The sequence below is a fragment of the Catenuloplanes niger genome, assembly GCF_031458255.1.
In the GTDB taxonomy this organism is placed as follows: domain Bacteria; phylum Actinomycetota; class Actinomycetes; order Mycobacteriales; family Micromonosporaceae; genus Catenuloplanes; species Catenuloplanes niger.
This window is the reverse complement of record NZ_JAVDYC010000001.1, coordinates 661,525-687,432: the sequence shown is the minus strand read 5'-3', so window position 1 is coordinate 687,432 and position 25,908 is coordinate 661,525. Positions and strand designations below refer to the sequence as shown.

Below are 25,908 nucleotides of genomic sequence, written 5' to 3'. Positions count from 1 at the left end.
CGGATGTCCGGCGGTCCGGACGGTTCGAAAGCGTCCCGCGTGAGCGGCCGGCCACGCGGCGGCACCCGCGTTCACCGAACCGGTCGTCACCGCCCCGGTCCCGGCGGCTCATCCGTCAAGCGCCGCGGTCGGCGTCCGCCCGCCTTTCGCTCTCCGCCCGCCTTTCGCTCTCCGCGCGCGCCTCGTCGCGCGTGCGGGCCGCTTCCCCCGCCGGGACCCGGTCCTTCGCGGCCGCCTCTCCGGCGCGGGCCGCTTCGCCGGCGTGGCCCTTCTCGTCCGCGGCCGCTTCCCCCTCGCGGGCCGCATCGCCCGCGTGGGTCGCTGTTCCCGCATCAGCTGCTGTTCCCGCGAGGGCCGGTTCACCCGCATCGGTTGCTGCTCCCTCGTGGGCCGGTTCGCCCGCGTCGGTTGCTGCTCCCGCGTGGGTCGCTGTTCCCGCGTGGGTCGCTGTTCCCGCGTGGGTCGCTGTTCCCGCGTGGGTTGCCGTTCCCGCGTGGGTTGCCGCTCCCGAGCGGGTCGCGTCGTCCCGGCCGGTCGCGTTGCCGGTGCGGGTCCGGCCACCGCTGGTGACGGCGAGCGCCAGTGTGCCGAGGGCGATCAGCGCCAGGCCGGTCACCAGCGGCACCGTCACCCGCCCGCCGGTGCCCGCCAGGCCCTCGCCGGTGCCCGCCGGGCCACCGCCGCCACCGGGGTTCCCGGGCACCGTCGCGGTCAGCGTGCGCGGCTCCCCGGCCGGATCGGCCCCGTGCGCGAGCATCGTGACCACCCCGTCCGGCGGCCTCACCACCGCGGTCAGCCGCCCGTCCGCGTCCGCCGCCGGCATCGGCGCCGCCGCCCACCTCGCCCGCCAACCGTCCGCGCGATAACCGGCCAGCGCCACCGACGAGTGCGGCAGGAATCCGTCCGCACCGACCTCGGTCCGCCCACCGTCCCGCCGCACTTCAAGATCCAAAGCCGCCGCCGGTACGCGACCCGGAGCTCGCGGCGCGCGCGGAGTCACCCGGCCCGGCGCGTAGGCGGGCGCACTCGTCCCGTTCGACCGCGCACCGACCCGATAGGACGCCCCGGCCCGCACGCCGAGCACGCACCCGAACGTCCGCCAGTCCAGCGTGCCGCACGTCCCACCACCCGGCTCCGCCCGCGCCACATAGTGCGACACCCCGGTCTCGACCGGCGGGTTCTGCCAGCTCACCCGGATCGACGCCACACCCGCCACCGCCACCACGTCCACCGGCGGATCCGGCACCCGCCCACCCGTCATCCCCGCCACCTGCGCGGCCGGCGGTCCCGCCGCGGCGGGCGTGTCGGTCGTGCTCGCCACCGGCTCCACGACGACGGCACGTGCCGTGGCGGTGGGCGGTTTCACGGCCGCGTCGGCGGATGCGCTGGGCTGTGGTGCTGTCGCGCTCGCGGTGGCGGCGGCAAAGCCCGCCACCAGCGCAAATCTCAGGATCATGCCCGACAAAATATGCCAGATCAGACGAGTTTTGAGTCGGCCGCGCCGCCCGGCACATGCGCAGTGACGGTGGCTGTCCTCGTCCGCGTCGCCACGATTCGCCGCCCCCGGCCGAGCCTGAGTCAAGAGTCGAAGGCGGATGCGCGAAGAGGTAAGGCGGAAATCCCGCAAATGGAATTTCCGTCCTCGTCTACATCATTGTGATGATGTCCGACGTCAATGGCGCTGGTTGATCTCGTTGATATCGGATACCGGACAGGGGTGATGCGGCGACGCGAGGTGGGTGGCTTCCCACGTGCCCTGGAAACCGCCAAGATGCTCCTTAACGGCGCGACGGCGTCGTGTTCCCAACCCGGAGACTGCGCCATGACAGCTGCCCTCGGTACGTCGGCCCGCCAGGCCCTGCTTGCACTGATGGTGTCGGTGACGAAGACATCCAATCCAGATCTCAGAGCGGGCTACCGCGTGGAAATCGACAGAGCTACCCGAACCGAGTTGGCGAACGAAAAGCTGATCACGTGGGAGAAGGGGGTCCGCGGCCGCATCTTCATCGAGCTCACGGACAAGGGCTGGGCCCGTGCTCGGGAGGAGTTCACGTCTCCGCCGCCGGAGAACCTGAATGGGGCGTGGCGGCTGCACTACGCGACTCTTCGTCATGTTGCACTCCTGTTGGAACGCACCGGCGCCAAGATCGCGGACCTGTACGTGGACGCCGATCCCGGGCCGGACGGCACGCAGCCGGCTCCGCCGCCGATCGAGGAGCAGGTGCGGGCCGCCTACCGGGATCTCGCCGACCCTCCCGGCAGCGTGGTCCGGCTTCCGCTGCTGCGTGACCGGTTGGCTGACGTGCCCCGCACCGAGCTCGACGAGGTGCTGGTCGAGATGGACCGACGGCGTGAGATCCAGCTCGACCCGGATCCCAACCGTGCGGGCCTCACCCAGGACGCACGCAGCGCGGCGATCTCCATCGGCGGAGAGGACAAGCATCTCATCTCGATCGGCCCGTCGTGATCGACCAGCGGCAACGTCGTGCCCTCAGCGAGTTGCGGCGGCTGGACTGGGCACCGACTCCCGAAGACGTCTGGACGGCGCTCGACATCCACCTGGACGGTCTCAACGGAGAGGCCGGGGCGGCTCTGCTGCGTGCGTTCGAGAACGCCGACGGCAGCACCGGGGGGAGCCCGGTCGGCTTGGTGATCGAGGGGCAACACGGTGCGGGAAAGACTCATCTCCTCCGCTGGGCGCGGGAACGCGTGCAGAAGCGGGGCGGCTACTTCTTTCTGATGGGAATCGCCGAAGGTCGATCGTTCTGGACCAGCACCGTGCACACCTTCCTGCGCGGACTGCGCCGTTCCGGCTCGTATCGGTACTCGCAACTCTCGATCCTGCTCGACCGGCTCGGTGACCGCGCGGGTGTGCCCATCGCGGTTCGGCATGCGGTGCGCGGAGAGGGTCTCCTGACGCCGGAGGTGCTCGACACGTTCGTCGCTGCCGTGCGTGCGAAGGACCCCGATCTCGGGCAGGAGTGTCGACGTGTCATCCGCGCGCTCGTGCTGCTGGCGTCGTCCGATGACACCATCAGCGACCTCGGAGAGGCGTGGCTGCTGTCGCTCCCCGACATCGAGAGGGAAGAGCTTCGTCCCTGGGGGCTTCCCGGCCGGGTGGACGAGCCGGCCGAGGTCGGCGCAGGCATCTCCCGGCTGCTGGCCTGGACCGGCCCGACGATGCTGGCAGTCGACCAGATCGATCCCATCTTCGCGCATGTGCGATCCGAGACCGGGGCGGCGGCCGATTCCGGTGCCTCGCCGGAGCTCGTCACGCTCGCCGAAGACATCGGCTACGGCCTGATGGACCTGCGCGAGAAACTACGTCGTACGGTCATCGTGGTCGCCTGCCTGCCCAGTTCATGGGGTCTGATCAACGAATACGCACCTCCGTCGGTGCCGGGCCGGTTCAGGCACGAGACGCGGTTGAGCCGGCTCCCGTCCAAGGAGATCGCGAAGCAGCTGATCGAGGTCCGCTTCGCGCCGCTGTTCGGCACGGCCGAGTTTTCTCCTCCGTATCCGACCTGGCCGATCCCGGATCATGCGTTCGACGTGGCCGGTAGCCTCACACCCCGTCAGCTGATGGAACGCGCCGACGATTTCGTCCGGCGCTGTCTGGCCCGTGGCGAGATCCTTTCCGATATCGACCTGACGAAGCCGCCCCAGGCCTACGCGGAGCCCCGCCAACCGGTATCGGGGGAGAGGCTGGCGCGGTTCGACGCCAGGTTCGCGGAACTGCGCGATGCCGCCCAGGTCGACGGGGCACTCGCCGCGAAGACCGAGGACCGCGAGATGTCCCGGCTCCTCGAAGCCGGGCTGCAGGCATGGAAGGTCGAGCAGGGTGATCGTCAGGCCCGCTACCGGGTGCTTCCGGGCGGTGAAGGCAACCCGTCGGTGCACTCCTGGCTCAGGGAGACGCTGAACGAGGAGACCGAGGACCAGACGATCTGGTCGTTCCGCGCTCTGTCCCATACCAACGCACGCGCGGTGCAGGCACGCGTGGCAAGGCTGGTGGGTTTCGCCGGGTTGAACCCGTCGGTCGACCGTCGGCGCGCTTACCTGATCCGGAACGAGGCCTGGCCGAGAGGACCGGTCAGCCAGCGGGTGAGGCAGCAGTTCCTGGACCTCGGCGGGGTGATCACGAAGATCAGGGAGGAAGATCTTCGTACTTTTGCGGCCCTCGCCGAGCTGTTGAGCGAGGACGATCCGGAACTACCCGACTTCCTGCTGGCCCGTCGCCCTGCCGGACGGACCGCATTGTTCCGGATGGTCTTCGGCCCGCCACCCGGCGGCGACGTCTCGCACCCGGATCCTCCGTCCCCCTCGGGTGGTCCGGCACGGGTTTCCACCGGGTCGTCCCCATCCGCGGCGCCCTCGGTTCCCCGGCAGGAGACCCCGGTAGATCACATCCCTGACCTGCTTCTCGGCACGGAGGAACAGACGGGGGCGAGCGTGCGGGTGCCATTGGAGTCGCTCCGAAAGCATGCGGTCATCTTCGCGGGCTCCGGCTCGGGGAAGACCGTGCTGATCCGCCGGCTGGTGGAGGAGTGCGCGCTGCACGGGGTCTCGGTCATCGCATTGGATCCGAACAATGACCTGGCCCGTCTCGGTGATCCGTGGCCCGATCCGCCCGACACGTGGCGGGAGGGCGATCCCGCCCGGGCCCGGGACTACCTCGCGAACACGGACGTGGTGATCTGGACCCCCCGCCGAGGTGCCGGCCGTCCGCTGAGCCTGCAACCGTTGCCCGACTTCGCGGCGGTACGCGACGAACCGGACGAGTTTGCGCTTGCACTGGACGCGGGGGTCGCCGCGCTCGCGCCCCGAGCCCGGATGGCGGCGAACACCGCGAAGGCAGACCGCGGCAGAGCCGTGCTGCGCCAGGCGCTCGACTACTTCGGGCATCGGACGGACCACGGCACTCTGAGCGACTTCGTCGACCTGATGTCCGATCTTCCGGACGACGTGACGTCGCTCGGTAAGGCGGGTGAACTGGCTGCGGACATGGCGGAGACGCTTCGCGCGGCCATGGTCAACGATCCGTTGTTCGGCGGCGACGGCACCCCGCTCGATCCGGGCGTGTTGTTGACGCCACCGCCCGGCAAGCGAGCCAGGGTGTCGGTGATCAGCCTGATCGGCCTTCCGACGGACGAGATGCGACAGAGTTTCGTCAACCAGTTGCAGATGGCGCTGTTCGCCTGGATCAAGCAGCATCCGGCGGGTGACCGGCCGCTCGGCGGCCTTTTCGTGATGGACGAGGCGCAGACGTTCGCACCGTCGGGCGTGGTGACCGCCTGTACCGAGAGCACGCTGGCGCTGGCGAGTCAGGCGCGCAAGTACGGACTGGGGCTGATGTTCGCCACCCAGGCTCCGAAGGGCATCCATAACCGGATCGTCGGCAACGCGGCCACGCAGTTCTTCGGCTTCCTGAACAGTCCGACACAGATCGCCGCTGCGCGGGAGGTGGCCTCGGCCAAGGGCAGCGCCGTTCTCGACATCTCACGCCTGCGCTCCGGCCAGTTCTACGCGGTCACCGAGGGAGCACCGTTCCGCAAGGTCTCCACCGCAATGTGCCTCTCGTACCACCCGAGAAGTGCGCTGACCGCGGAGGAAGTTCTCGTGCGCGCCAAGGCGGAAGCCGGCGCAGTCTAGGAGACAGTAGATGGACATCGTCATCGAGAGCTTGGTCAAGCGTCTCCAGGAAGATCACGGGCTGCAGTCGCTGCCACCTGACGAGGCGTTCGAGGCATTCGCCGGATACTGCGTGCTGAGTACCTTCCACGAGGACGACTTCAGCCCGGACGTCTTCCGGATGGGTGGCGGCAACGACCTCGGCATCGACGTGTTCGGCATCAAGATCAACGGCGCCCTGTACCGGGACGAGGCCGACGTCCGTACCGCGGTCGAACAGGCCGGCAGTCTGGATGTGCGAATCGTTCTGGTGCAGGCGAAGACCAGCCCGAAGTTCGAGTCGAAAGTGATTGCTGATCTGGCGGACAATCTTGTCCACATCGTTGACAAGAAACCGTTGCCGTACCCGGCCTCGTCCGACATCGACAATCTGCGCGGCTGTCTCGCCGCGGTCTACGACAACATCGCCAAGTTCGACGGCGGCCGGCCCCGTTTGCACGTCTTCTACGCGACCACCGGCACGCAGGTTGCCGAGATGCTTCGGCGCAAGGCGACCTCAGCTGAGCGGGCTCTGCTCGGGTCGGGGCTTTTCGACGCTGTCGACGTGCGGTGTGTCACCCGTGACGAGCTTCGCGAGATGTACCAGCGGGCGACCCAGGCGGTGGCCGCCACGATCGAGATGCCGAAAAAGCTTCCGCTGCTCAAGATGCCCGGGGTCGAGGAGTCGTTACTCGGCATGATCTCCGCCCGTGAACTCGTCGACAAGGTACTGACCGACCCGACCGGTAACATCCGGAAGGCGCTCTTCCATGAGAACGTGCGGGATTTCCAGGGCTACAACGGTGTCAACGCCCAGATCCGGGACACCATTCGCCATGCGGATGGCCATCGCCGGTTCGCGGTGCTCAACAACGGCATCACCATCGTCACACGCAAACTGCGTGTCGTCGGTGACGAGGTGCACATCCGTGACTTCCAGGTGGTCAACGGTTGTCAGACCTGCCACGTGCTCTTCGACGAGCGGGACCGGCTGACCGATGACGTGCAGTTGAGTATCCGGGTGGTGCACAGCGAGGACGAGGCCGTCATCGCCGGCATCATTGCGGCCACCAACCGGCAGACCGCGGTCAGCGAGGAGGATCTCTCGGCTCGTGAGGACTTCCACATGAAGCTCGAGGACTGGTTCGGTGCGCAACCGCCGGACAGAAAGCTGTACTACGAACGCCGCTCGAAGCAGTACGCCTCCCGGACGGACGTGGAGAAGACTCGTGTCATCAGCAGGAGTCAGCTGACCAAGGCGTACGCGGCCATGTTCCTCGGCGAGCCCGCTGCCGTCGGGCACTACCGGGATCTCACGGAACGACGGCGCGACGAACTCTTCCAGGAGGGCCAGCTCCCGGACCCGTACTATGTCGCGGCGTCGGCGCACTACCGCATCGAGTGGCTGTTGCGTACTCGCCGGATCCGGACGCAGCTTCGGCCCGCACGTTTTCATCTGCTCGCCGCACTGCGGTGGCACGTCCTCGGGGACGCTCGGCTGGCCAGCGCGCCCAAACAGGCCGCGGAACAGTGCAGGCGCTTGCTCGATCCACTCTGGGACGCGAGTGCCGCGGAACGTGCCTTCGCGTCGCTCGTACCCGTGATCGACAACATCATCGCAGTGGAACGGGCCGCCGGGGTCCCCTTGGGGGAGATGGTTCGTAACCGCCGCTTCGCCGACGCGGTACGCGACGCCGTACTGCGCTGAACGGCGTCGCGAGCCGGGTCGGTGCAGCGGGCGGCAGAGGCGGGCGGCCGCGGCGGTCGTGCACAGTGCGCTGGAGACGGCCACGTCCGCGTCCGCGACCGGCCGCGCGTCGCGGAGCATCTCGTTCGAGAACGGCAGCCGTATGGTGCTCAGCCCGGCTCCGCGAGGCTCGCCAGGATCTCGCCGATCGGCGCTCGTTCAGCCTCATCGGGATCCCGGGGCACGTATGGCCGGATCGTCGGCGGTCGTGCGAGCGTGGCGGTCAGCCGCCGGCACCGCCCGCGCCGGCCGCGGCGGCGGTCTGTTCGGCGTTCCACATCGAGATGACGACGCCGAGGACGAAGACCTGGACCGGTGGTGGCAGGCCGGGGAGGTCGGCGACGACGCCGGTGCGCCAGAAGCCGGTGCGGCGGATCGAGCCCCGCCGGCCGGTGTCGTCGTGCAGCTCCTGGTCGCCGCTCCAGAACGAGGCGCGGCGGAAGTGGTACGTGTGTCCGCCGGCCGTGACGGTCCAGCGCTTACGGCCGACGCGGCCGGCCTCGGCGAGCGGCTCGCCGCCGTCCTCGGTCATCGTGAACGTGCGGCCCATGATGGAGCCGCGCACCCGGTAGGACCGGCCGTCCAGGGTGAAGTCGCCGCCCTGTCGCCAGAACGAGTTGCTCCAGGTGGTCAGCACCCGGCCGTCCGCGCCGATCTCGTACTGGTCCCGCCAGAGGCTCGTCTTCCTGGCCGTCAGCATGCCCCGATGCTAACGGCGCCACGCACGGCCCACGCCGAAGGGTGCGGGCCGCCCGCCCCGCGCGGCAGGGAGCGCGCAGCCGCGCGGCAGGAAGCGCGCAGCCGCGCGGACCGGTGACCGCGGACGGGCCCCGGGTCAGAAGACCGCGATCGGGTTGACCGGCAGGCCGGTCGTGCCGGCGATCCGGGGCGCGCCGACGACCAGCATGAACGTGTAGCGGTCCAGTTCGGCGCAGACCGCGGCGAGCGCCTCCGCGTTGACGCCGTCGAGCAGCGGGATGGCCAGCCGGGTCAGGGCCAGGCGGTGCAGCGCGCCGGGGACGTCGCCGGCGATGGGCGGGCGGGCGTCGCCGATGTCGCCGCCGTACAGCGAGATCTCGTGGTCGTGCATCCAGCGCACCGCGCCGGACGTCATGCCGGGCAGGTCCCGGTCGCCGGCGGTCGCCCGCTCCCAGCCGCCGCGGACGATCAGCGCGTCGCCGGACCGCACCTCGACCCCACCGCGCCTCGCGGCCGCGTCCAGGTCGTCCGCGGTCACCGCGTGGTGCTCCGGCAGCGCGCCGCCGGGCGCGAGGTCGAGCAGCACGCCCCGGGTGAGGATGCCGTCGCCGAACGCGTCGGCCGCACCGTGCCGCACGCCGGCCGGGCCGGAGCTCGCCGACCGGGCGATCCCCGGGTACACCTGACCGTCGACGACCATGTGCGACAGCCCGTCCAGGTGGGTGATCTCCGGGTGGTGCGGCGTCATGATCATGACCTCGGCCATCGCCATCGGCGCGTCCCCGGTGAACATCATGACGGTCTGCACGCCCGTCGATCCCGCCGTCATCGACGCCGTCGGCCCGCCGGTCAGCGGCGCGATCGCCGACACCCGCGCCAGCGACACCGTGCGTCCGGTCCGCGCCTCGGCCGCGGCCCGCGCCCGCACCTCGCCGGTGATGAGATTGACGGCACCGAGCTGGTCGTCCGCGCCCCAGCGCCCCCAGTTCGTGGGAAACGTCTCCATGTCCGGTGACGCTACCCCGGCCACCCGAAAGCGCCGTTTCCCGGCAGATCGCCCCGGCCACCCCGGCGTTCCGTGCCGGCTACGGGACTCCGGTGGTCAGAGCCAGTCGTGTTCCCGCGCGTAGCGGGCCGCCTCGTGGCGCGTCTGTGTCTGGGTCTTCTGCATCGCGCTGGACAGGTAGTTGCGGACCGTGCCCGGCGCCAGGTGCAGCCGCGCCGCGATCTCCACCACCGACCAGCCACCGCCCGTCTCGCGCAGCACGTCCAGTTCGCGGTCGGTGAGCGGGCAGTCGTCGATCACCGCGATCGCGGACACGTCCGGGTCGATCCAGCGCCGGCCGGCGTGCAGGGTGGTGATCACCGAGGTGATGTGTGCCGGCTCCGCGGCCTTGCTGACGAACCCCTGCACGCCCAGCTTCAGCGCCTTGCGCAGCACGCCCGGCCGCGCGTGCCGGGTCAGCATCAGGATCACCTGGTCCGGCCGGGAACGGCGGATCTCCGCGACCGCGCCGAGCCCGTCCACCCCCGGCATCTCCAGGTCGATGACCAGCACGTCCGGCCGGTGCCGCAGCGTCTCCTCGATCGCGGACGCGCCGTCGGACGCCTCCGCGAGCACGGTGATGTCGCCCTCCATCGGCAGCAGCGCGGCCAGCGCCTTGCGCAGCAACGCCTCGTCGTCGGCCAGCACCACGGTCGTCATCGCGGGTCCTCCCAGGTGGCGGCGGTGGTGAAGACACCGTCCCGGTGCTCCGCGAGCAGCACGCCGCCGTCCGACGCCACCCGCTGCCGCAGCGCGGCGAGCCCGCGCGGTTCCGCCACCGGACCGCGGACGCCGTCGTTCACGATCGTGATGCCGGCGCCGGTGAGCGTGATCCGTACCGTGGTGGCCTGCGCGTGCCGGAGGATGTTGGTGGTGGTCTCGCGGAGCACCTGGCCGAGCAGCGGGCGGGCGTCCGCCGCGACCGCGCCGTCCACGGTCACCGCGATCCCGGCCGCCTCGAACAGGTTCGTCGCGTTCGCCAGCTCGACGGTCAGGTTCAGCCGGCGTTTCGCGTACACCAGTTCCCTGGTCTGGGTGATGGTGTCACTGACCAGCGCGTGGATCTCGCGCAGTTCCTCCTCGGCCCGCGCCGGGTCGGACCGGATCAGCTTGCGCGCCAGCGCGGTCTTCAGCTTCACCACGTGCAGCGTGTGCCCCTGGATGTCGTGCAGGTCGCCGGCGAAGCGCACCCGTTCGCGCGCCACGGCCAGCTCCGCCTCCCGCTCACGCGACTCCTCCAGTTCCTCCACCACGTCGTAGAACCGCTTGTTCGGGAACATGAACCCGGCCACCACCGAGGTCACCACGGTCGGCAGCAGCACGTAGCGCACCAGCGTGCCGGGCATCTCGCCGCCGTGGAGGAGCGGATGCAGCGCGCCGACCACGCCGATGTAGAGCGGCAGCGCGATCGCGGCCGCGCGGCGGAACCGGGGCAGCCGCGGCACCAGGTGCGAGCCCACGATGCACAGGCCGAAGTACGCGCTCGGGCTCGCCAGCCACAGCGCGCCGGCCGGCCACACCACCACGGTCACCACCAGACACGGCACCGCCACCCGGAACAGGTCGTTCGCGGTCCACCGCTCGAACGCCACCACCGCCGCGATCAGGCCGGTCGACAGGATCAGCACCTGCCACCAGGACGTGGCGTCCAGCGCCAGGGTCAGCGTCCCGGCCCCGACGATCGGCGGCAGGCCGGTGACCAGGTTGAGCGTGCGCAGCTGACCCCGGGTCGCGGTCGCGCGATCGAACGTCATGCGCATGCGGCTTCCCTCGGTCCGGTGGCGGAGTCACCGCTCAGTATCGGCGCCGCCCGCGGCCCCGGGCAGTGACACCACGTCATGTCCCGGTGGTGACGCGAGCGCACTGCCCGTGGCGCCGCCGCACCGGTGAGATGGACGGCATGGTCATCGACGTGCAGCACCTGAACCTCCGCTACGGCGACTTCCACGCCGTCCGGGACCTGTCCTTCCACGTGGAGCGGGGTGAGCTCTACGCGCTGCTCGGCACGAACGGCGCCGGCAAGACCTCGACGCTGGAGATCGTCGAGGGTCACCGGGCGCCCACGTCGGGCACGGTCACGGTCTTCGGCGCCAGCCCGCGCGACCGTGCCGCCGTCCGCCCCCGGATCGGCATCATGCTGCAGGAGAGCGGCTTCACGCCGGACCTGACCGTACGCGAGTCGGTGCGCCTGATCGGCGGGCTCACCGGGCGGGAGGACACCGTCGACCGGGTGCTCGCGATCGTCGACCTCACCGCCAAGGCCGGGACGCTGGTGTCCCAGCTGTCCGGCGGCGAGAAACGCCGGCTCGACTTCGCCACCGCGGTCTGGGGCGCCCCCGAGCTGATCTTCCTGGACGAGCCGACCACCGGCCTGGACATCCAGTCCCGCGACGCGCTGTGGGCCGCGGTCGACCGGCTCCGCGAGGACGGCTCCACCATCGTGCTCACCACCCACTACCTCCCGGCCAGCCCGCCGCTGCTCGTCGTCGCCGTCCTCTCCACCGTGGTCATGATGGTCGCGCTCAGCCTGGCCACCGCCGGCCTGACCAACTCGCCGGAGCACGCCCAGGTCACCACGCTCCCGGTCAGCCTCGGCGTGATCGCGGTCAGCAGCTGGGTCGGCATCACCGGCACCGCCGACCTGACCCTGCTCAAGCGCCTCCTCCCCGGCGGCGCCGCCACCGAACTCGTGCTCGACGCCTGGAACGGCGGCGCCCCGCTCACCGACTCGCTGATCCTGCTGGCGCCGACGCTGAGCTGGGTGGTCATCGCGATCTCGCTGGCCGCCCGGATGTTCCGCTGGGAACCCCGCCGCTGACGGCGGACAACCCCGTTCTGCCCGCTTCCGGCGTGGTCGCGCCGGGCGTGCTCCCGCGGGCACCGGTCGGCCGCGGGCGGCCTCCCTGCACGTCCCGCGTCACTCACCACGAACCCGGCCACCTCCATGAACCCGGCCACCTCCCGCGAGCCGCGGCTCGCGGGAGGTGGCCGGAGAGGTCGGACGGTGGGCGCCGGCGGGGGTGTCAGACCGTGGCGCGAATGGCGTCGGCCAGCCAGAGGTAGGGAAACCCGGGCTGGGGCTCGCTGATCGCCGAGACCAGCGTCAGGTAGCGGTCGAACGGGCCGTCGCCGTCCGGGCCGGTGTCCAGCTCGTCGGCGAGGACCATGTTGTCCGCGCACTGGCGGCGGAAGTCGGCGTCGACGGGAACCTGGATCAGCGCGGCCAGCCAGCCCACCCAGCTGTCCGCGATCGCGCGGGCGCCGGCGGAGTCCGGTGGGACGGCGTCGCGGACGGCGTCCATGGCGGCCTGGCCGATCGGCGCGGCCTCCTCGAACGCGGCCAGCATCGGGGAGGCCGTCATCATCGGGCCGGCGCCGGTGGTGCAGATCTCGTGGAGCTGCCGGCGGACGGCGACCCGGATGGCCGGGTCGCGGACCAGTTCGGCCAGTTCGATCCACGCCTCCAGCTGGGCCGTCGTGGGCTGGTCCGGCAGTTGCGGGCGGGCCGAACGCCACCAGCCCATCAGCGTCTCCGGCACCTCCAGGCCGGTGCTGACCTCGGCCCAGAAGTCGTCCAGCAGCCGGTCGCGGTCCTCGTCGGACATGCCGGCCAGCTTGTGCATCAGCGTCACCTGTTCGCCGGTGGAGCCCTGCCGCAGGATGGTGCGGAGCACGGCGCGGCGGCTGCGGAGCCGCGCCTCCTGCCGGGAGATCAGCTCCAGGTGGGTGGTGGCCAGGTCGCGCAGTGTCTTCTCGCCGGCCAGGACGTGCCGGATCTCGTCCAGCCCGGCGTCGAGTTCGCGCAGCGTCCGGACCAGCTCCAGCCGGGCGATGCCGTCGATGTCGTACATCCGGTGTCCGGCGCCGTTGCTGCCGGCCGGGAGCACGATGCCCTCGTCCGCGTAGAAGCGGATGGCGCTGACGCTCAGGCCGGTCCGCCGGGCGACGTCGCCGATCGCATACCGCTCGTTCATGTCGCCACTATGCGAGCTCAAGTCGCTTGAGGCGCAAGCCCGAGAACGGTACGGGCGGCGGGGACACCGGTCCAGACGTGCGCCTGCCAGCCGCGGTCGCGGGCCGCGGCCACGTTCGGCGGGCGGTCGTCGAAGAAGATCAGGTGGTGGGTGCCGAGCGTCCGCTCCACCTCGGCGTAGATCTCCGGCTCCGGTTTGATCACGCCGAGGTCGCAGGAGAAGAACCGGTGGTCGAAACCGGCCGACCAGCGGCTCTCCCGGGCGACCCGGGCCATCGAGGCCGGCGCGTTGGACAGCAGCGCGGTGCGGACGCCGGCCGACTGCAGCGTGTGGATCAGCTCCAGCCGGCCCGGGGCCGGCTCGGACCAGCGGCGCGCGTCGAACTCGTCGATCCGGGCGATCTCCTCGGCCGGCCAGGTGACGCCGAGGTCCGCCGCGACCTTCCGCCAGTAGTCCTCGGCCGGCTGACCGCGGTCGTACTCCGCCCGGTGCCGCCAGTACGGCTCGGCGAACCGGTCACGCGGGATGCCGAGCAGGCCGGAGAGCGGGGTCACGCCGCCCTCGGCCGTGGTGAGCACCCCGCCGATGTCGAAGACCACCGGCGGCAGATCGAGTTCCACACGGCGCACGATACCCGCCGGGAGGACCCGAACCGCAGGTCATGGCCGGGTACGGTCGGAGAGCGCGTAGCGCAGCAGGACCGCGTCGCCGATCGGCGTGACGTCCGCGAGCCGGGCGCGGTGCGCCGCGTTCCACGGGAACGCGCCGTCGCCGACGAACCGGGGCGCCCGCGAGTCGCCGACGAAGAACGGCGCGACCACCAGCTGCAGCTCGTCCACCAGCCCGGCGGTCAGGAACCAGGTGTGCATGGCCGACCCGCCCTCGACCATCAGCGTCCGGATCCCGCGCCCGGCGAGGTCCGCCAGCAGGGTCTCCAGGTCGTCCGCGGGGATCACGGTGGCGTGCGCGCCCACGGCCCGGCGGGTCCTCTCCACCACCGGCGTGGCCGCGTAGACGAGCACCTCGCCGGTGGCGAAGAACCGGGCCGCCGGGTCGAGGTCGCCGCTCCGGGTCACGGTCACCTTCACCGGCGTCGGCGGCAGGCCGCGGGCCACCCGGGCGTCGCGGCGGGCGGCCGACCGTACCAGCAGGCGGGGATCGTCGTTCCGGATCGTCGTGGGCCCGGCCAGGATCGCGTCGCAGCGGGCCCGTTCGTCGTCGACCCGGTCGAAGTCGGCGTCGTCGGACAGCAGCAGCCGCTCCGGGCTCGCGTCGTCGATGTAGCCGTCGATCGACGCGGCGCAGCTCAGCAGGACGTACGGGCGTTCGGTCACGGCACCATCCTGCCCGAGGCCGGAGCGGCGCTCGGCGACCGCGTCACCGGCGACGGTGGCCATCTCCGCGCATCGATGCGACGATCGGCGGTGATACCGGCCGGTGACGCCGGTCACCTTACTCAATGTCACTGAAACCGCAGGTTGTTGCGAGCCGGTTACGGGCGATCCGGAGGATTAAAGGCCTGGTAACCGCGCCCGGTAGCGCTCCCATACCGCTGCGTGCTCCCGTGACGTACGGTCCGGTAATCCCCGATATCCGCGATGAGCTGCGGCGATGAGGTCGTGCGCGGAGCGCGCTTTTCCATAAGGGACCTTTACTTTTGTCGATCCGGTGCCTAGGTTTGTCGGCGTCTGACAAAAGTCATGAGATTCGATGGGCCGGCTGTGCGGTGACGCTCCGCGACCGGCTTCCGAGGTCTGCCGCCGTCCCGACACGAACGGAGACGCATGGACAACGCTGACAGGGACGCTGGGAGGGGCCGGAGGTGGGCCTTCTCGCGGCGGTCGATCTTCGGGATCGGGGCGCTCGGGCTGGCCGTGCCCACGCTCACCGCCGCGGTCACGTCGAACGGGACGCCCGCGCGGGCCGCCGGCGCGGTCCGGAAGATCACGATCTACGCCGAGTCGCTGGGCAACAACCAGTACGGCTACGGCCTCGAGCGCGGTAGGGCCACCATCCCCGGGCCGATCCTGGAGATGTACGAGGGCGACACGCTGGAGATCACGCTGGTCAACACGACGGACCAGCGGCTGTCGATCCACCCGCACGGCGTCGACTACGACACGACCTCGGACGGCTCACCGTTCAACGGGTCGTTCAACGCGCCGGGGGAGACCCGGACGTACACCTGGCGGTCGCACGAGATGACCGCGGCCGCGGGGCGGCGGTTCCTGCCGGGCAGCGCGGGCTACTGGCACTACCACGACCACGCGATGGGCACCGACCACGGCACCGCGGGCGTGCTGCGCGGGCTCTACGGCGCGCTGATCGTGCGGCGCCGCGGGGACATCCTGCCGGACAAGCAGTTCGTGGCCGTGCTGCACGACACCACGATCAACAACCGGATCGCGCCGGACACGCCGATCTTCGAGGCGAACCTCGGCCAGCGCGTCGAGTGGGTCGCGATCGGCCACGGCAACCTCTACCACACGTTCCACCTGCACTCGCACCGCTGGGCGGACAACCGGACCGGCTACCTCGAGGGGCCGTCCGACCCGTCCGCCTCGATCGACAACAAGGATCTCGGGCCGGGCAGCTCGTTCGGGTTCCAGGTGCTGGCCGGTGACGGTGGCGGGCCGGGGGCCTGGATGTACCACTGCCACGTGCAGAGCCACTCCGACACCGGCATGTCCGGTGTCTTCCTGGTGCGCAACGCGGACGGCAGCATGCCGCCCGGCGCGCAGGAGGCGATCGACCGCTTCAAGGGACACAGGCACATCCAGTCCGACCACGGAGGTCACACCGGATGAAACGGAAGGTAAGAGCCACCCTGGCCCTGGCCCTGATCCTCGGACCAGTCCCACTCGCCGCGCAGCCGGCCGCGGCCGCGGCGGCACCGCAGGAGGACCGGGTCCTGGTCTTCCACGGGCCCGCGGCCCAGCAGGAGGACCCGGTCGTCAAGGCCACCCAGACGATCAAGGAGATCGCCGGGGTGGACGTCACGGAGAGCACCGACCCGGCCGTCTTCAGCAGGGCCGAGCTGGCCAAGTACCGCGCGGTCGTGTTCCTGTCCGCGGCCGGCGCCGCGCTGAACGGTGACCAGGAAGCGGCGCTGCGCACGTACGTCAAGGCCGGCAACGGTTTCCTCGGCATCGGCGACGCGGCCAAGGCGCAGGTGGACTCGTCCTGGTTCACCGGCCTGATCGGCACCCGGCCGGCGGGCGCGGGCGCGGAGGCGGTCTCGAAGGTCACCGCGAGCGGGGAGAACCCGCCGAGCGAGACCGCGGCCAAGCTCGCCGACGGCGACTCGGCGACGAAGTGGCTGGTCCGCACGCCGACGGCTACGGTCACCTACGAGCTGGCCGCGGCGCGGACCATCCAGTCGTACGCGCTGATCTCGGCCAACGACTTCGAGGGCCGTGACCCGCGGGACTGGACGCTGCAGGGCTCCGCGGACGGTCAGGCGTGGACCGACGTGGACCGCCGCACGAACGAGGACTTCGCCGGCCGCTTCCTGCCGAAGCGCTACGAGCTGGCCACGCCCGCGTCGTACCGGTTCTGGCGGCTGAACATCACGGCGAACAGCGGTGAGCCGCTCACCCAGCTGGCCGACTGGAAGCTGTTCTCCAGCGCGTCCGCGTTCCCGCCCGCGCCGGCCGTGGCCGAGTCCGTGATCAACATCCTGGACCGGGACCACCCGTCGACGAAGGGCCTGCCGCTGACCGTGAAGCGGTCGGACCGCTGGTACAACTGGGAGCCGAACCCGCTGGGCACCGTGCACACGGTCGCGCAGGTCGAGGAGCGGCACTACAACCCGGGTGCGAACCCGAACGGGCCGTTCCACCCGATCTCCTGGTGCCGCGACTACGACGGTGGGCGCTCCTTCTACACCGGCATGGGGCACACCGAGGGCAGCTACGGCGAGGACGTGTTCCGCAAGCACCTCACCGGCGCGCTGAACTGGACGTCCGGCCGGGTGCGCGGCGACTGCCAGGCGACGATCGCGTCGAACTACAGGATCGAGCGGATCACGCCGCCGAACCAGCCCGGCCAGCTCGACCAGATCGGCGAGCCGCACGGCCTGACCGTGGCGCCGGACGGCACGATCTTCTACGTCGGCAAGGCGGCGTGCCCGAGCGGCCCGATCGTGGACTGGGCGAACCCGAACGTGGGTCTCGGCTGCGGCACGATCCACACGTACACGCCGTCGACGAAGGCGGTGAAGCTGGTGACCACGCTGCCGGTGATGGGCAACCGGGGCAGCGGCGACGAGCTGGTCAAGAACGAGGAAGGCCTGCTCGGCATCGTCACCGACCCGAAGTTCAGCGAGAACGGCTGGGTCTACGTCTACTGGATGCCGCACGCGTCGATCGACCGGGAGAAGCGGACCGGTGAGCGCACGATCAGCCGGTTCACCTTCAGGAACGGCACGTGGGACATGGCCTCCCGCAAGGACCTGCTGAAGTTCACCGTGCAGATCCACAGCTGCTGCCACGCGGGCGGCGGCATGGCGTTCGACGCGCAGGGCAACCTCTACATCGGTTCCGGTGACAGCAACTCGTCCGGCGGCTCCGGCGGCTACTCCGGCAACAACTGGACGCAGGAGTACGCGGGCATCTCGTTCCAGGACGCGCGCCGCACCTCCGGTAACACCAACGACCTGGCCGGGAAGATCATCCGCATCCACCCGGAGGCGGACGGGACGTACACGATCCCGCCGGGCAACCTGTTCCCGCCCGGCACCCCGAAGACGCTGCCCGAGATCTACGTGATGGGCGTGCGCAACATCTCCCGGCTGCAGATCGACGAGGAACGGCAGTGGCTGACCGCGGGCTGGGTCGGGCCGGACGCGTCCGCGCCGAGCCCGGAACTGGGCCCGGCGAAGTACGAGACGGCCACCATCCTCACCTCCGCGGGCAACCAGGGCTGGCCGTACTGCATGGGCAACAAGCAGCCGTACCGGGATCGCAGCAACACCGACGCGACCCAGCTGGCCGGCTGGTACGACTGCGACAACCTGAAGAACACGTCGCCGCGCAACACCGGTCTGGTCGACATCCCGCCGGCCCGGAACAACATGATCTGGTACTCGCCGGACGGCGGCGGCCCGGTCTTCCCGGCGCACGACAACGGCGTACCGTCCTATGTGGCGGCTCAGGCGACGTACACCCAGCCGTACCTGAAGGGCGGCGGCCAGGCGGTCATGTCCGGGCCGACCTACCACCACGACCGGGTGAACGCGAACAGCGGCGTGGCGTGGCCGAAGTACTGGGACGACAAGTGGTTCCTCGGTGACCAGTCCAACGGGGCCAACCGGATCGCGGTGACCGTGGACCCGGCGGGCGTGCCGTCGCAGTCACCGCCGCCGTTCGCGGAGACGCTGCGCGCGATCCTGCCGACCGGTGCCGGCGACAACCAGCTCTACTCCTGGATGGACGCGAAGTTCGGCCAGGACGGCGCGCTCTACATGCTCGACTACGGCACCGGTTTCTTCAGCCTCAGCCCGGTGCAGAAGCTGATCAAGGTGTCGTACACCGGCGGTCCGGCCACCCCGGTCCCGGCGGCGTCGTCGGTCGCGATCCAGAACAAGGCGCTGGCGTACGCGTTCGACGGCTCCCGCTCCGGCGGCGTCGGACACCGCTGGGACTTCGGTGACGGCACGTCCTCCACCGAGATCAACCCGCGGCACACGTACGCGAGGGCCGGCACCTACACGGTCAGGCACACCGTCACGTACGCGGACGGTGAGGTGGTCACCGCGCAGTCGGCCGTGACCGTGGACTGCGCCGCACCGGACACCCGCGCGAACGTGGTCATCGGCGACACGGACACCGGCGTGCCGAACAAGAAGGCCACCGGCGCCTGCACGATCAACGACCTGATCGACGACGAGGGCGTCTGGCCGGACCACGACACGTTCGTCCGGGACGTCACCACGATCACGAACCGGCTGGTCAAGGACGGCACGATCACCAGCCGGCAGGCGGGCGCGCTGACCCGCGCGGCCGCGTCGTCGACGGTCGGCCTGCCCGGCCGGACCGGATACGAGCCGCTGTTCGACGGCACGCCGGAGTCGCTGGCCGGCTGGGAGATGGCGCCGTCGGGCGAGTTCACCATCCAGCCGGACGGCAACCTGCGCTCCGCCGGTGGCCTGGGCATGCTCTGGCACACCAAGGAACTGGGCGACTTCTCGCTCCGGTTGCAGTTCCGCGACCTGGGCACCGGCGAGACCCGCGCGAACAGCGGCGTCTTCGCCCGGTTCCCGGACCCGCGCACGCCGGTCGCGCAACGGCCGGAGTGCGGCCGGACCGGGTCGGCGGCCACGTCACCGGCCTGGGTGGCGATCTACTGCGGCCACGAGATCCAGATCTACGACGGTACGACCGGGGAGCCGCAGAAGACCGGGTCGATCTACAACTTCGACCCGCAGCCGCTGGCCAACGCCGGTGTCACGCCGAAGAACGTCTGGAACGACTACGAGGTCAAGGTGGTCGGCCAGCACTACACCATCATCCGCAACGGCGTGGTGATCAACGAGTTCGAGAACGCGCCGGGCATCCAGTCGTCGCGGGCCGGTGACCCACCGACCGACCTGCGGCAGTTCCTCACCGGACACATCGGCCTGCAGAACCACGGCAACGCCGACGTGATCGAGTTCCGCAACATCCGGGTGCGGTCGCTCTAACCGGACGCGGGGCCGGCCGTCCGGCCGGTCCCGCGCTCACCCAGGAAGGTGCCATGTCCGTACGGAAGATGCTCCGGCGTGCCGGGGTGGGGCTGGCGGCGCTGCTGCTGGTGCTGGCCCCCGGCCTCGCCCCGCCCGCCTACGCTGTCGCAGCCGCCCAGACGCTCACCTGGACCGCGGACGGCGACGTCACGCGGTACAAGACCGCACCGGCGACCGCGGTCGCCGGCGAGACCACGATCGTCTTCGAGAACAGCACGGCGACCGGCAACAACGTCGGGATGCCGCACACGCTGACGTTCGACACCAGCACGCCCGGCTACAACCACGACGTCAACCTCAACATCCTGGCCAACCCGTTCGACGCGACCGGCGGCCTGCACACCGCGACCGTGACGCTGACCCCCGGTAAATACCGCTACTTCTGCACGATCCCGGGGCACGGCACGATGACCGGCGAGTTCACCGTGACGGACGGGCCGGGCGACCCGGACACCACGCCGCCCACGGTCACCGGCGCGCTGTCCGGCACCCAGAACCCGGCCGGCGCCTACGTCGGCAGCGCCACCGTCACCGTCACCGCGGCCGACGACCGGGGCGTCGCCGGCATCGAGTACCAGGTCGACGACACCAGCTGGACGCCGTACACCGCGCCGGTCACCGTGACCGCGCCCGGCGACCACTCGGTGCAGTTCCGCGCCACCGACACGTCCGGCAACGTCTCCACGACCGGGTCGGTGCAGTTCACCGTCGTGGCGCCGGAGCCGGACGAGGACGTCACCCCGCCGGTCGCCACGATCGCGCTGGCCGGGGACCGGGACGACGCCGGCAACTACACCGGCCCGGTCACCGCCACGATCAGCGCGACCGACGACGACTCCGGCGTGGCGACGATCGAGTACCAGCTCGACGGCGGCACCTGGACGATCTACACCGCACCGGTCGTGGTCTCGGCCCCCGGCACGCACATGCTGCACTACCGGGCCGTCGACAACGCCGGGAACGTCGCCGCCGAGCAGATGTCGCACTTCACCGTGGTCGAGCCGGACGAGCCGGACACCACGCCGCCGGCCGTGACCGCCGCGGTCACCGGCACGCGGAACCCGGACGGCGCCTACGTCGGCGTCGCCACCGTCACGGTCACCGCGACCGACGACGGGGGCGTGGCGACGATCGAGACCCAGCTCGACGGCGGCGGCTGGACCCCGTACACCGCACCGCTGCGCATCACCGCGCCCGGCGTGCACGCGGTCGGCTTCCGGGCCACCGACACGTCCGGGAACACCGCGGCCGCGCAGAGCACCGCCTTCACCGTGGTCGCGGACGGCACCGACGACTGCGCCGACTCCGACCTGCGGGACACCGTGATCATCGACGGGGACGACACCGAGGTCCCGAACGCCGACACCGGCAACGGCTGCACGATCAACGACCGGATCGCCGAACGCGCCGGATACCCCACCCACGCCGCGTTCGTCCGCCACGTCGAGAACGTGACCCGCGGGCTCGTCGCGGCCGGCACCCTGACCGACCGACAGGCCGGGACGATCGTGCGCGCCGCCGCGCGGTCCTCCATCGGCGCATAGACAGGAGACCGACGATGAGACGAACCGTCACCCTGGCCGCCGCCACCGCAGCGGCCGTCACCGCGGCCGTGCTCGGCGCCGCGCCGAGCGCCAGCGCCGGCCTGACCACCTACTGCGTCGGCACCGGCGGCGCCGTCACCGTGCCCAACGACCTCTACGTACCGCCGGGCGAGTCCTGCGCGCTCACCGGCACGATCATCACCGGCAACGTGGCCGTCGCGGCCGGCGCGAACCTGGTCGTCGACGGCGGCCGGGTCGACGGGCTGGTCGAGGTCGCGTCCGACGGCTACCTGGACGCCCGGAACAGCACGGTCCGCGGCGACGTGGTGGTCGCGTCCGGCGGCTACGGCGTCTACCTGCAGGACTCGGACAGCGGCTCGGTCACGGTCCGCGCCAAGGGCTCCTCGACGATCAACACGTTCCTGTTCGCGGACGCCTCGACCATCACCGGCTCGGTCAACGCCGCCGCCGGCGACGTCCGCCTGGACCGGGGCACCACGGTCACCGGTTCGCTCAGCACGAACGGCAGCTACTACACCGACCTGCACGACTCGTTCGTCGACGGCGCGCTGTCCGTGCTCAACAGCGGCGCCGGCAGCGTCGTCTGCGGCAGCGCGGTCGCGGGCCGCAGCACGTTCTCCGGCAACGTCGGCGGTGTCCAGGTCGGCCCGAACGGCACGCTGGACAGCTGCGCGTCCGGCGGCTACTTCGGCGCCGACGTCAGCGTCACCAACACCACCGGCGGCGTCACGATCGAGGACAACATCATCAACGGCGCGCTGACCGTGCAGCGCAACACGCCCACGGCCCAGGTCGCGGCGAACAACCGGATCCGCGGCGGCGTGGTCGGCGACCCGGCCGCCCCGTCCGCCCAGCGCCGGGCCGCCGCGGCCGCCGCCGACCGGGACGCCAAGGCCCAGGACCGCGCGGACCGGCGGCACACCGCCGCGGTCGACGAGGCCGAGGCCGCCGGCGCCGCCCGCCTCTGACGGGCCCGTCCGTGACCGGGCGTCCGCCGTGCCGTCGGAGCGGCAGGGCGGACGCCCGCGGTCACCGGTGCCGCGGGGCGGCGGGGGTCACCGGCGCCGCGGGGCGGCCGTGCCGGGCCAGCCCGTGGCGACCTCCAGGTCGTCGTAGAAGATCTCGCTGTCGGTGCGGGGCGCGAACGTGGCGTCCCCGCCGCCGGCGAACGACGAGAAGTACGCCGAGTCCACCTGGTCGCCGTTGCTGACGAACCGCAGCCCGGTCACCCGCGCGGCCCGCACCCCGTCCACCCAGACCTCGATCTCGCCGTCCGCGTTGCCGGCCGTGTTCACCCGGAGCCGCTGGACCACGTTCATCCACCGGTCGGACGGCCAGAACACCTGTTCACCGTCGGTCACCAGGTCGGCCGCGTCACCGTACTGCCCGGCGTGGCCCATCGAGTAGTAGTAGATCGCGGCCCGGCCGTCCCGGCCCCAGATCAGCCGCGAGCTGAACCCGTTCGTCCCGTCGCAGGCCTGCCCGCCGGAGCACGCGGCGCCGCCGGCCAGCCCGAGCCCCACCTTGCCGGCGAAGTTCGTCGTCCCGAAGCTGAACCCGGCGCCGAACCGGACCCACTGCGACACGTGGTACTCCGGCCGCGGCGGCAACTCGAACGGCGCCTGCGCCCCCGACTCCTCCGGCCCGATCCGCCCGGCCGGATATCGCACCCGCAGCGACCTCCGGCCCGAGTGCGCCACCGCGTCGTCGGCCGTGGCCCGGCCGCTCATCCCCAGCTCCCACGGCGTCGCCCAGCCGTCGCCGCGCCACTGTCCCGTGCCGTAGGCGGTCCCGGCCGGGACCCGCTCGAAGTCGGTGACCCGGACGGTCTCGCCGTTCGCGGTCGCCGGGGCGGCGGCCGGCGACGACGGGGCCGGCGCCGGTGCCGTGGCTGACGCGGACGGGCCGTCGCCGAGCCCGGCCCGGAAGCCCGGCGCCGCGGAGGGGGTGTGACTCGGCGGGCCGGCCGTGGCGGCGTCGCCACCGTCCGGCGTCCGCGCGCACGCGCCCGGGCCGGCGAGCAGGGCGGCGGCCAGCGCGGCCAGCGCGGCACGGCGCATGCGACGGTCTCCGATCCTCGACGACGGGATCACGGTACTCACGACCGGGCGCCGCGCCGAACGTGCGGAACGCCGCGCCGCCGGACGTACCGGGGCAGAGGCCGCGCTCGTCGGATGGTCAGGACCCGGCCTCTGCGGAGTCCGGCGGCCCCGCCGTGTCGCGGGCCGAACTGGGAAAACGGACCCGGAGAGCCTTGACCAGCGCGGCCGAGGCGGCGAACGCCGGGTCGGCCCAGTAGTTGGAGTGGCCGCGGACGACCGGGTCGACCGTGTCGCCGGCCACCCGGGTGAACGCCGGGTCGACCAGCGCACGGTCGACGTCCGGGTCCGGTCCGAGGACCGCACCGCCGATCGGGTCGCTGCGCCGGTACAGGTTGCGCCACGGCCACTCCGCCCGCGGGCGGTGGTCGCCGCCCGGGCCGAGGAGCAGCGATCCGGTGCGGTCCAGCGCGGCCGGACTGAAGTACGCCGGGAAGAACCGGCCGTACAGACGGTGCAGCGGGCTGCCGTAGGTGAGCAGCCCGACCGCGCCGCTCACCGGGTAGGTCAGCTGCGCGATCACCGCGGCGCCGAGCACCGAGCCCTGCGAGTGGCAGGAGAGCAGCACCAGACCGCCGTCCCGCGCGTCGCCGAGGTAACTGATCCGGGTCAGCAGGTCGGGCACCGCGCGTTCGGCGTAACACGGCGGGGCCAGCGGATGCACCGCGCGCGGCCAGAACGTCCCGACGTCCCAGAGCATGCCGACCGTACGGCGGAAGTTCGGATTCTGGTATGCCCGCCGCCCCGCCCAGAGCAGCAGCACGACGAAACCACCGGCCAGCACCGTGCCGGCGTCGACCAGCCCGGGCGCGTGCCGGAGCAGCCATCGCGGGTCGCGCAGGAAGAGGGCGAAGCCGCCGGTGACCACCAGCGCGGTGATCGCCAGGAACCAGCCGAGCAGCAGTTGCAGCTGATCGCCGACGGCGGCACGGGCCCAGGTCCGGGCGATCAGCCGGCGCCGCCGGCCCGCCGGGTCCGCGGCCAGGTCGGCGTCGGCGTAGTGGCGGGGGAGTTCGGCGTCGACCCGGCCGGCCGCGCGGTGCACCCGCCACGCACCGGCGGCCGCCAGCAGCAGCGCGACCGCGGCGAGCACCGAGGTCGCCGCCCCCGCGGAGAAGTAGCCGGCCGGCACCACGACGGCGTGCGCGCCGGTCGCGCCGGCCGTCGGGTCACCCAGCATGTCCGCCACCCGGATCCCGGCGCCGGCGGCGGACGCGGCCACGAACCCCAGCGACGCGAGCATCAGCGCGGCGGCGCCCAGACCCCGCCACGCGGCACCGGGCGCCCGGCCGTACAGCAGGACCGCCACCGCGAACAGCACCAGCAGCTGCCCGGCGACCAGGCCCTGGGCCGCCTCGGCGATCATCGGCAGTGACCGGTCCGGGCGCGCGGCGTCCCGGTCCGCGGCCGCGGCCACCAGCACGGCCGCCGCGACGGCGAGCCCGGCGGCGGCCGGCAGCAGACGGTACCGGCCGTCCGCGTCCGGCGGCGGTGCCGACCCGGGCGGCGGGACCGGCCGGCTGCCGATCGACGGCAGGCAGACCAGGACCGCCGCCGCGCCCAGCAGCACCAGCAGCGCGGTCAGCACCGCCCGGGCGGGCGCCGACGTCAGCGGCGCGGTCAGGAACACGCCGGTCACCGCGAGCGCCGCGCCGACGTGCACGTCGCGCAGCCGCCGCACCGGTGCCCGGCCGTTCCACAGCCGGCGGTTCTCCAGCGGCGTCCGGAACGCCTCGACCGGCACCGCCCCGGGCACCTCGGTCGTCTCCAGCCGCGACCAGGTCGACCGGCCGAGCCACCAGAGCAGCGCGACCACCGCGAGCGGCACCAGCGCCGTCACCGCCAGCCGGCGTCCCGGCGTGTCCAGCCAGTCCCAGGTCAGGAAGCGCAGCGCGCAGTCCCGCCCGGCCCGCGCGCACTGCCAGCCCACCAGGTCCATCGCCACCTGCACCGGCACCAGCACGAACGTCACCGTGATCGACAGCGCGAACAGCCGCAGGAGCGCCTCCACGATCCTGCGCACCGCGCCGGACAGCGGCGGCAGCGCGAAGAACGCGACGTTGACCAGCATGAACGGGGTCAGCAGCAGCCACAGTGCCCGCTGGCCGGCCCCGGCGGTCAGCCCACCCCAGAAGTACGCCTCGGCCCGCTCGCCGTCCGTGTCCGCCGCGGCGTCCCGCGACTCCCACCGCCGCCGGTGGAACGCGGCGTTCTCGTCCCCGGCCACCACCGCCACCTGCGCGTGCTGCAGCATCCGGTCCGGCGGGGTGCCGGAGACCCCGTGCACCCGCAGTTCCGTCCACCCCGCACGGCCGTCGTTGACGTATCCGGTCACCGGTCACCCCCGTACCCACCGGTCGTACGCCACCCATGCTGTTCCGGCTG

At 71.8% G+C, this 25,908-nt stretch carries 18 protein-coding genes; 8 read left to right on the top strand and 10 right to left on the bottom strand.

Annotated elements, in window-relative coordinates; all coding sequences use genetic code 11:
* Positions 1 to 115 precede the first annotated feature (115 nt).
* Positions 116 to 1,582 (bottom strand): hypothetical protein, encoded by a 1,467-nt coding sequence (locus J2S44_RS03035; RefSeq protein ID WP_310408835.1) that lies wholly within the window; start codon positions 1,580 to 1,582, stop codon positions 116 to 118.
* A gap of 93 nt (positions 1,583 to 1,675) precedes the next feature.
* Here J2S44_RS03035 and J2S44_RS03030 point away from each other — a divergent pair, with 93 nt between their 5' ends.
* The 3 genes from J2S44_RS03030 to J2S44_RS03020 are packed head-to-tail and all read left to right on the top strand — an operon-like array spanning position 1,676 to position 7,378.
* Positions 1,676 to 2,467: a hypothetical protein gene (locus J2S44_RS03030; protein WP_310408834.1), complete on the top strand. Its 792-nt coding sequence runs from the start codon at positions 1,676 to 1,678 to the stop codon at positions 2,465 to 2,467.
* Positions 2,464 to 5,652 carry a helicase HerA domain-containing protein gene (locus J2S44_RS03025; RefSeq protein ID WP_310408832.1) on the top strand — a complete coding sequence of 1,063 codons (3,189 nt, stop codon included), beginning with the start codon at positions 2,464 to 2,466 and terminating at the stop codon, positions 5,650 to 5,652. Before J2S44_RS03030 ends, J2S44_RS03025 begins: the two co-directional genes overlap by 4 nt.
* A gap of 10 nt (positions 5,653 to 5,662) precedes the next feature.
* Positions 5,663 to 7,378 (top strand): AIPR family protein, encoded by a 1,716-nt coding sequence (locus tag J2S44_RS03020; protein WP_310408830.1) that lies wholly within the window; start codon positions 5,663 to 5,665, stop codon positions 7,376 to 7,378.
* A 262-nt stretch (positions 7,379 to 7,640) separates the two neighbouring features.
* Here J2S44_RS03020 and J2S44_RS03015 read toward each other — a convergent pair whose 3' ends face one another.
* The 4 genes from J2S44_RS03015 to J2S44_RS03000 form a co-directional block, all read right to left on the bottom strand.
* Entirely contained in the window at positions 7,641 to 8,117 is a 477-nt protein-coding gene (locus tag J2S44_RS03015) for an LURP-one-related/scramblase family protein (protein ID WP_310408829.1), read from the bottom strand.
* 135 nt (positions 8,118 to 8,252) lie between these two features.
* Positions 8,253 to 9,122, bottom strand: a complete 870-nt coding sequence (locus J2S44_RS03010; protein WP_310408828.1) for a cyclase family protein — start codon at positions 9,120 to 9,122, stop codon at positions 8,253 to 8,255.
* 96 nt (positions 9,123 to 9,218) lie between these two features.
* Positions 9,219 to 9,821: a response regulator gene (locus tag J2S44_RS03005; protein WP_310408826.1), complete on the bottom strand. Its 603-nt coding sequence runs from the start codon at positions 9,819 to 9,821 to the stop codon at positions 9,219 to 9,221.
* Positions 9,818 to 10,915 (bottom strand): sensor histidine kinase, encoded by a 1,098-nt coding sequence (locus J2S44_RS03000; protein ID WP_310408825.1) that lies wholly within the window; start codon positions 10,913 to 10,915, stop codon positions 9,818 to 9,820. Before J2S44_RS03000 ends, J2S44_RS03005 begins: the two co-directional genes overlap by 4 nt.
* 92 nt (positions 10,916 to 11,007) lie before the next feature.
* Between J2S44_RS03000 and J2S44_RS02995 the strand changes: the two genes are divergently transcribed.
* Positions 11,008 to 11,979: an ATP-binding cassette domain-containing protein gene (locus tag J2S44_RS02995; RefSeq protein ID WP_310408824.1), complete on the top strand. Its 972-nt coding sequence runs from the start codon at positions 11,008 to 11,010 to the stop codon at positions 11,977 to 11,979.
* A 205-nt stretch (positions 11,980 to 12,184) separates the two neighbouring features.
* Here J2S44_RS02995 and J2S44_RS02990 read toward each other — a convergent pair whose 3' ends face one another.
* From J2S44_RS02990 to J2S44_RS02980, 3 genes are read right to left on the bottom strand one after another with little or no spacing between them, the layout of a single operon-like run.
* Positions 12,185 to 13,135 carry a MerR family transcriptional regulator gene (locus J2S44_RS02990; RefSeq protein ID WP_310408822.1) on the bottom strand — a complete coding sequence of 317 codons (951 nt, stop codon included), beginning with the start codon at positions 13,133 to 13,135 and terminating at the stop codon, positions 12,185 to 12,187.
* Between the two features lie 17 nt (positions 13,136 to 13,152).
* A complete protein-coding gene (locus J2S44_RS02985) occupies positions 13,153 to 13,755 on the bottom strand; it encodes an HAD family hydrolase (protein WP_310408820.1) in 603 nt (200 codons plus the stop codon).
* Between the two features lie 39 nt (positions 13,756 to 13,794).
* On the bottom strand, positions 13,795 to 14,469 hold the full coding sequence (locus tag J2S44_RS02980) for a RibD family protein (RefSeq protein ID WP_310429458.1): 675 nt from the start codon (positions 14,467 to 14,469) through the stop codon (positions 13,795 to 13,797).
* A gap of 450 nt (positions 14,470 to 14,919) precedes the next feature.
* Here J2S44_RS02980 and J2S44_RS02975 point away from each other — a divergent pair, with 450 nt between their 5' ends.
* The 4 genes from J2S44_RS02975 to J2S44_RS02960 are packed head-to-tail and all read left to right on the top strand — an operon-like array spanning position 14,920 to position 22,392.
* On the top strand, positions 14,920 to 15,942 hold the full coding sequence (locus J2S44_RS02975; protein WP_310408819.1) for a multicopper oxidase domain-containing protein: 1,023 nt from the start codon (positions 14,920 to 14,922) through the stop codon (positions 15,940 to 15,942).
* A complete protein-coding gene (locus J2S44_RS02970) occupies positions 15,939 to 19,817 on the top strand; it encodes a ThuA domain-containing protein (protein ID WP_310408818.1) in 3,879 nt (1,292 codons plus the stop codon). Before J2S44_RS02975 ends, J2S44_RS02970 begins: the two co-directional genes overlap by 4 nt.
* A 53-nt stretch (positions 19,818 to 19,870) precedes the next feature.
* Positions 19,871 to 21,403 (top strand): OmpL47-type beta-barrel domain-containing protein, encoded by a 1,533-nt coding sequence (locus J2S44_RS02965; RefSeq protein ID WP_310408817.1) that lies wholly within the window; start codon positions 19,871 to 19,873, stop codon positions 21,401 to 21,403.
* Between the two features lie 14 nt (positions 21,404 to 21,417).
* Positions 21,418 to 22,392, top strand: a complete 975-nt coding sequence (locus J2S44_RS02960; protein WP_310408816.1) for a hypothetical protein — start codon at positions 21,418 to 21,420, stop codon at positions 22,390 to 22,392.
* Positions 22,393 to 22,479: 87 nt separating this feature from the next.
* On the opposite strand, the gene J2S44_RS02955 is transcribed toward J2S44_RS02960, so the two are convergent.
* Both J2S44_RS02955 and J2S44_RS02950 read right to left on the bottom strand, forming a co-directional pair.
* Positions 22,480 to 23,484 (bottom strand): polysaccharide lyase, encoded by a 1,005-nt coding sequence (locus J2S44_RS02955; RefSeq protein ID WP_310408815.1) that lies wholly within the window; start codon positions 23,482 to 23,484, stop codon positions 22,480 to 22,482.
* A 118-nt stretch (positions 23,485 to 23,602) separates the two neighbouring features.
* A complete protein-coding gene (locus tag J2S44_RS02950; RefSeq protein WP_310408813.1) occupies positions 23,603 to 25,858 on the bottom strand; it encodes a hypothetical protein in 2,256 nt (751 codons plus the stop codon).
* Positions 25,859 to 25,908 lie beyond the last annotated feature (50 nt).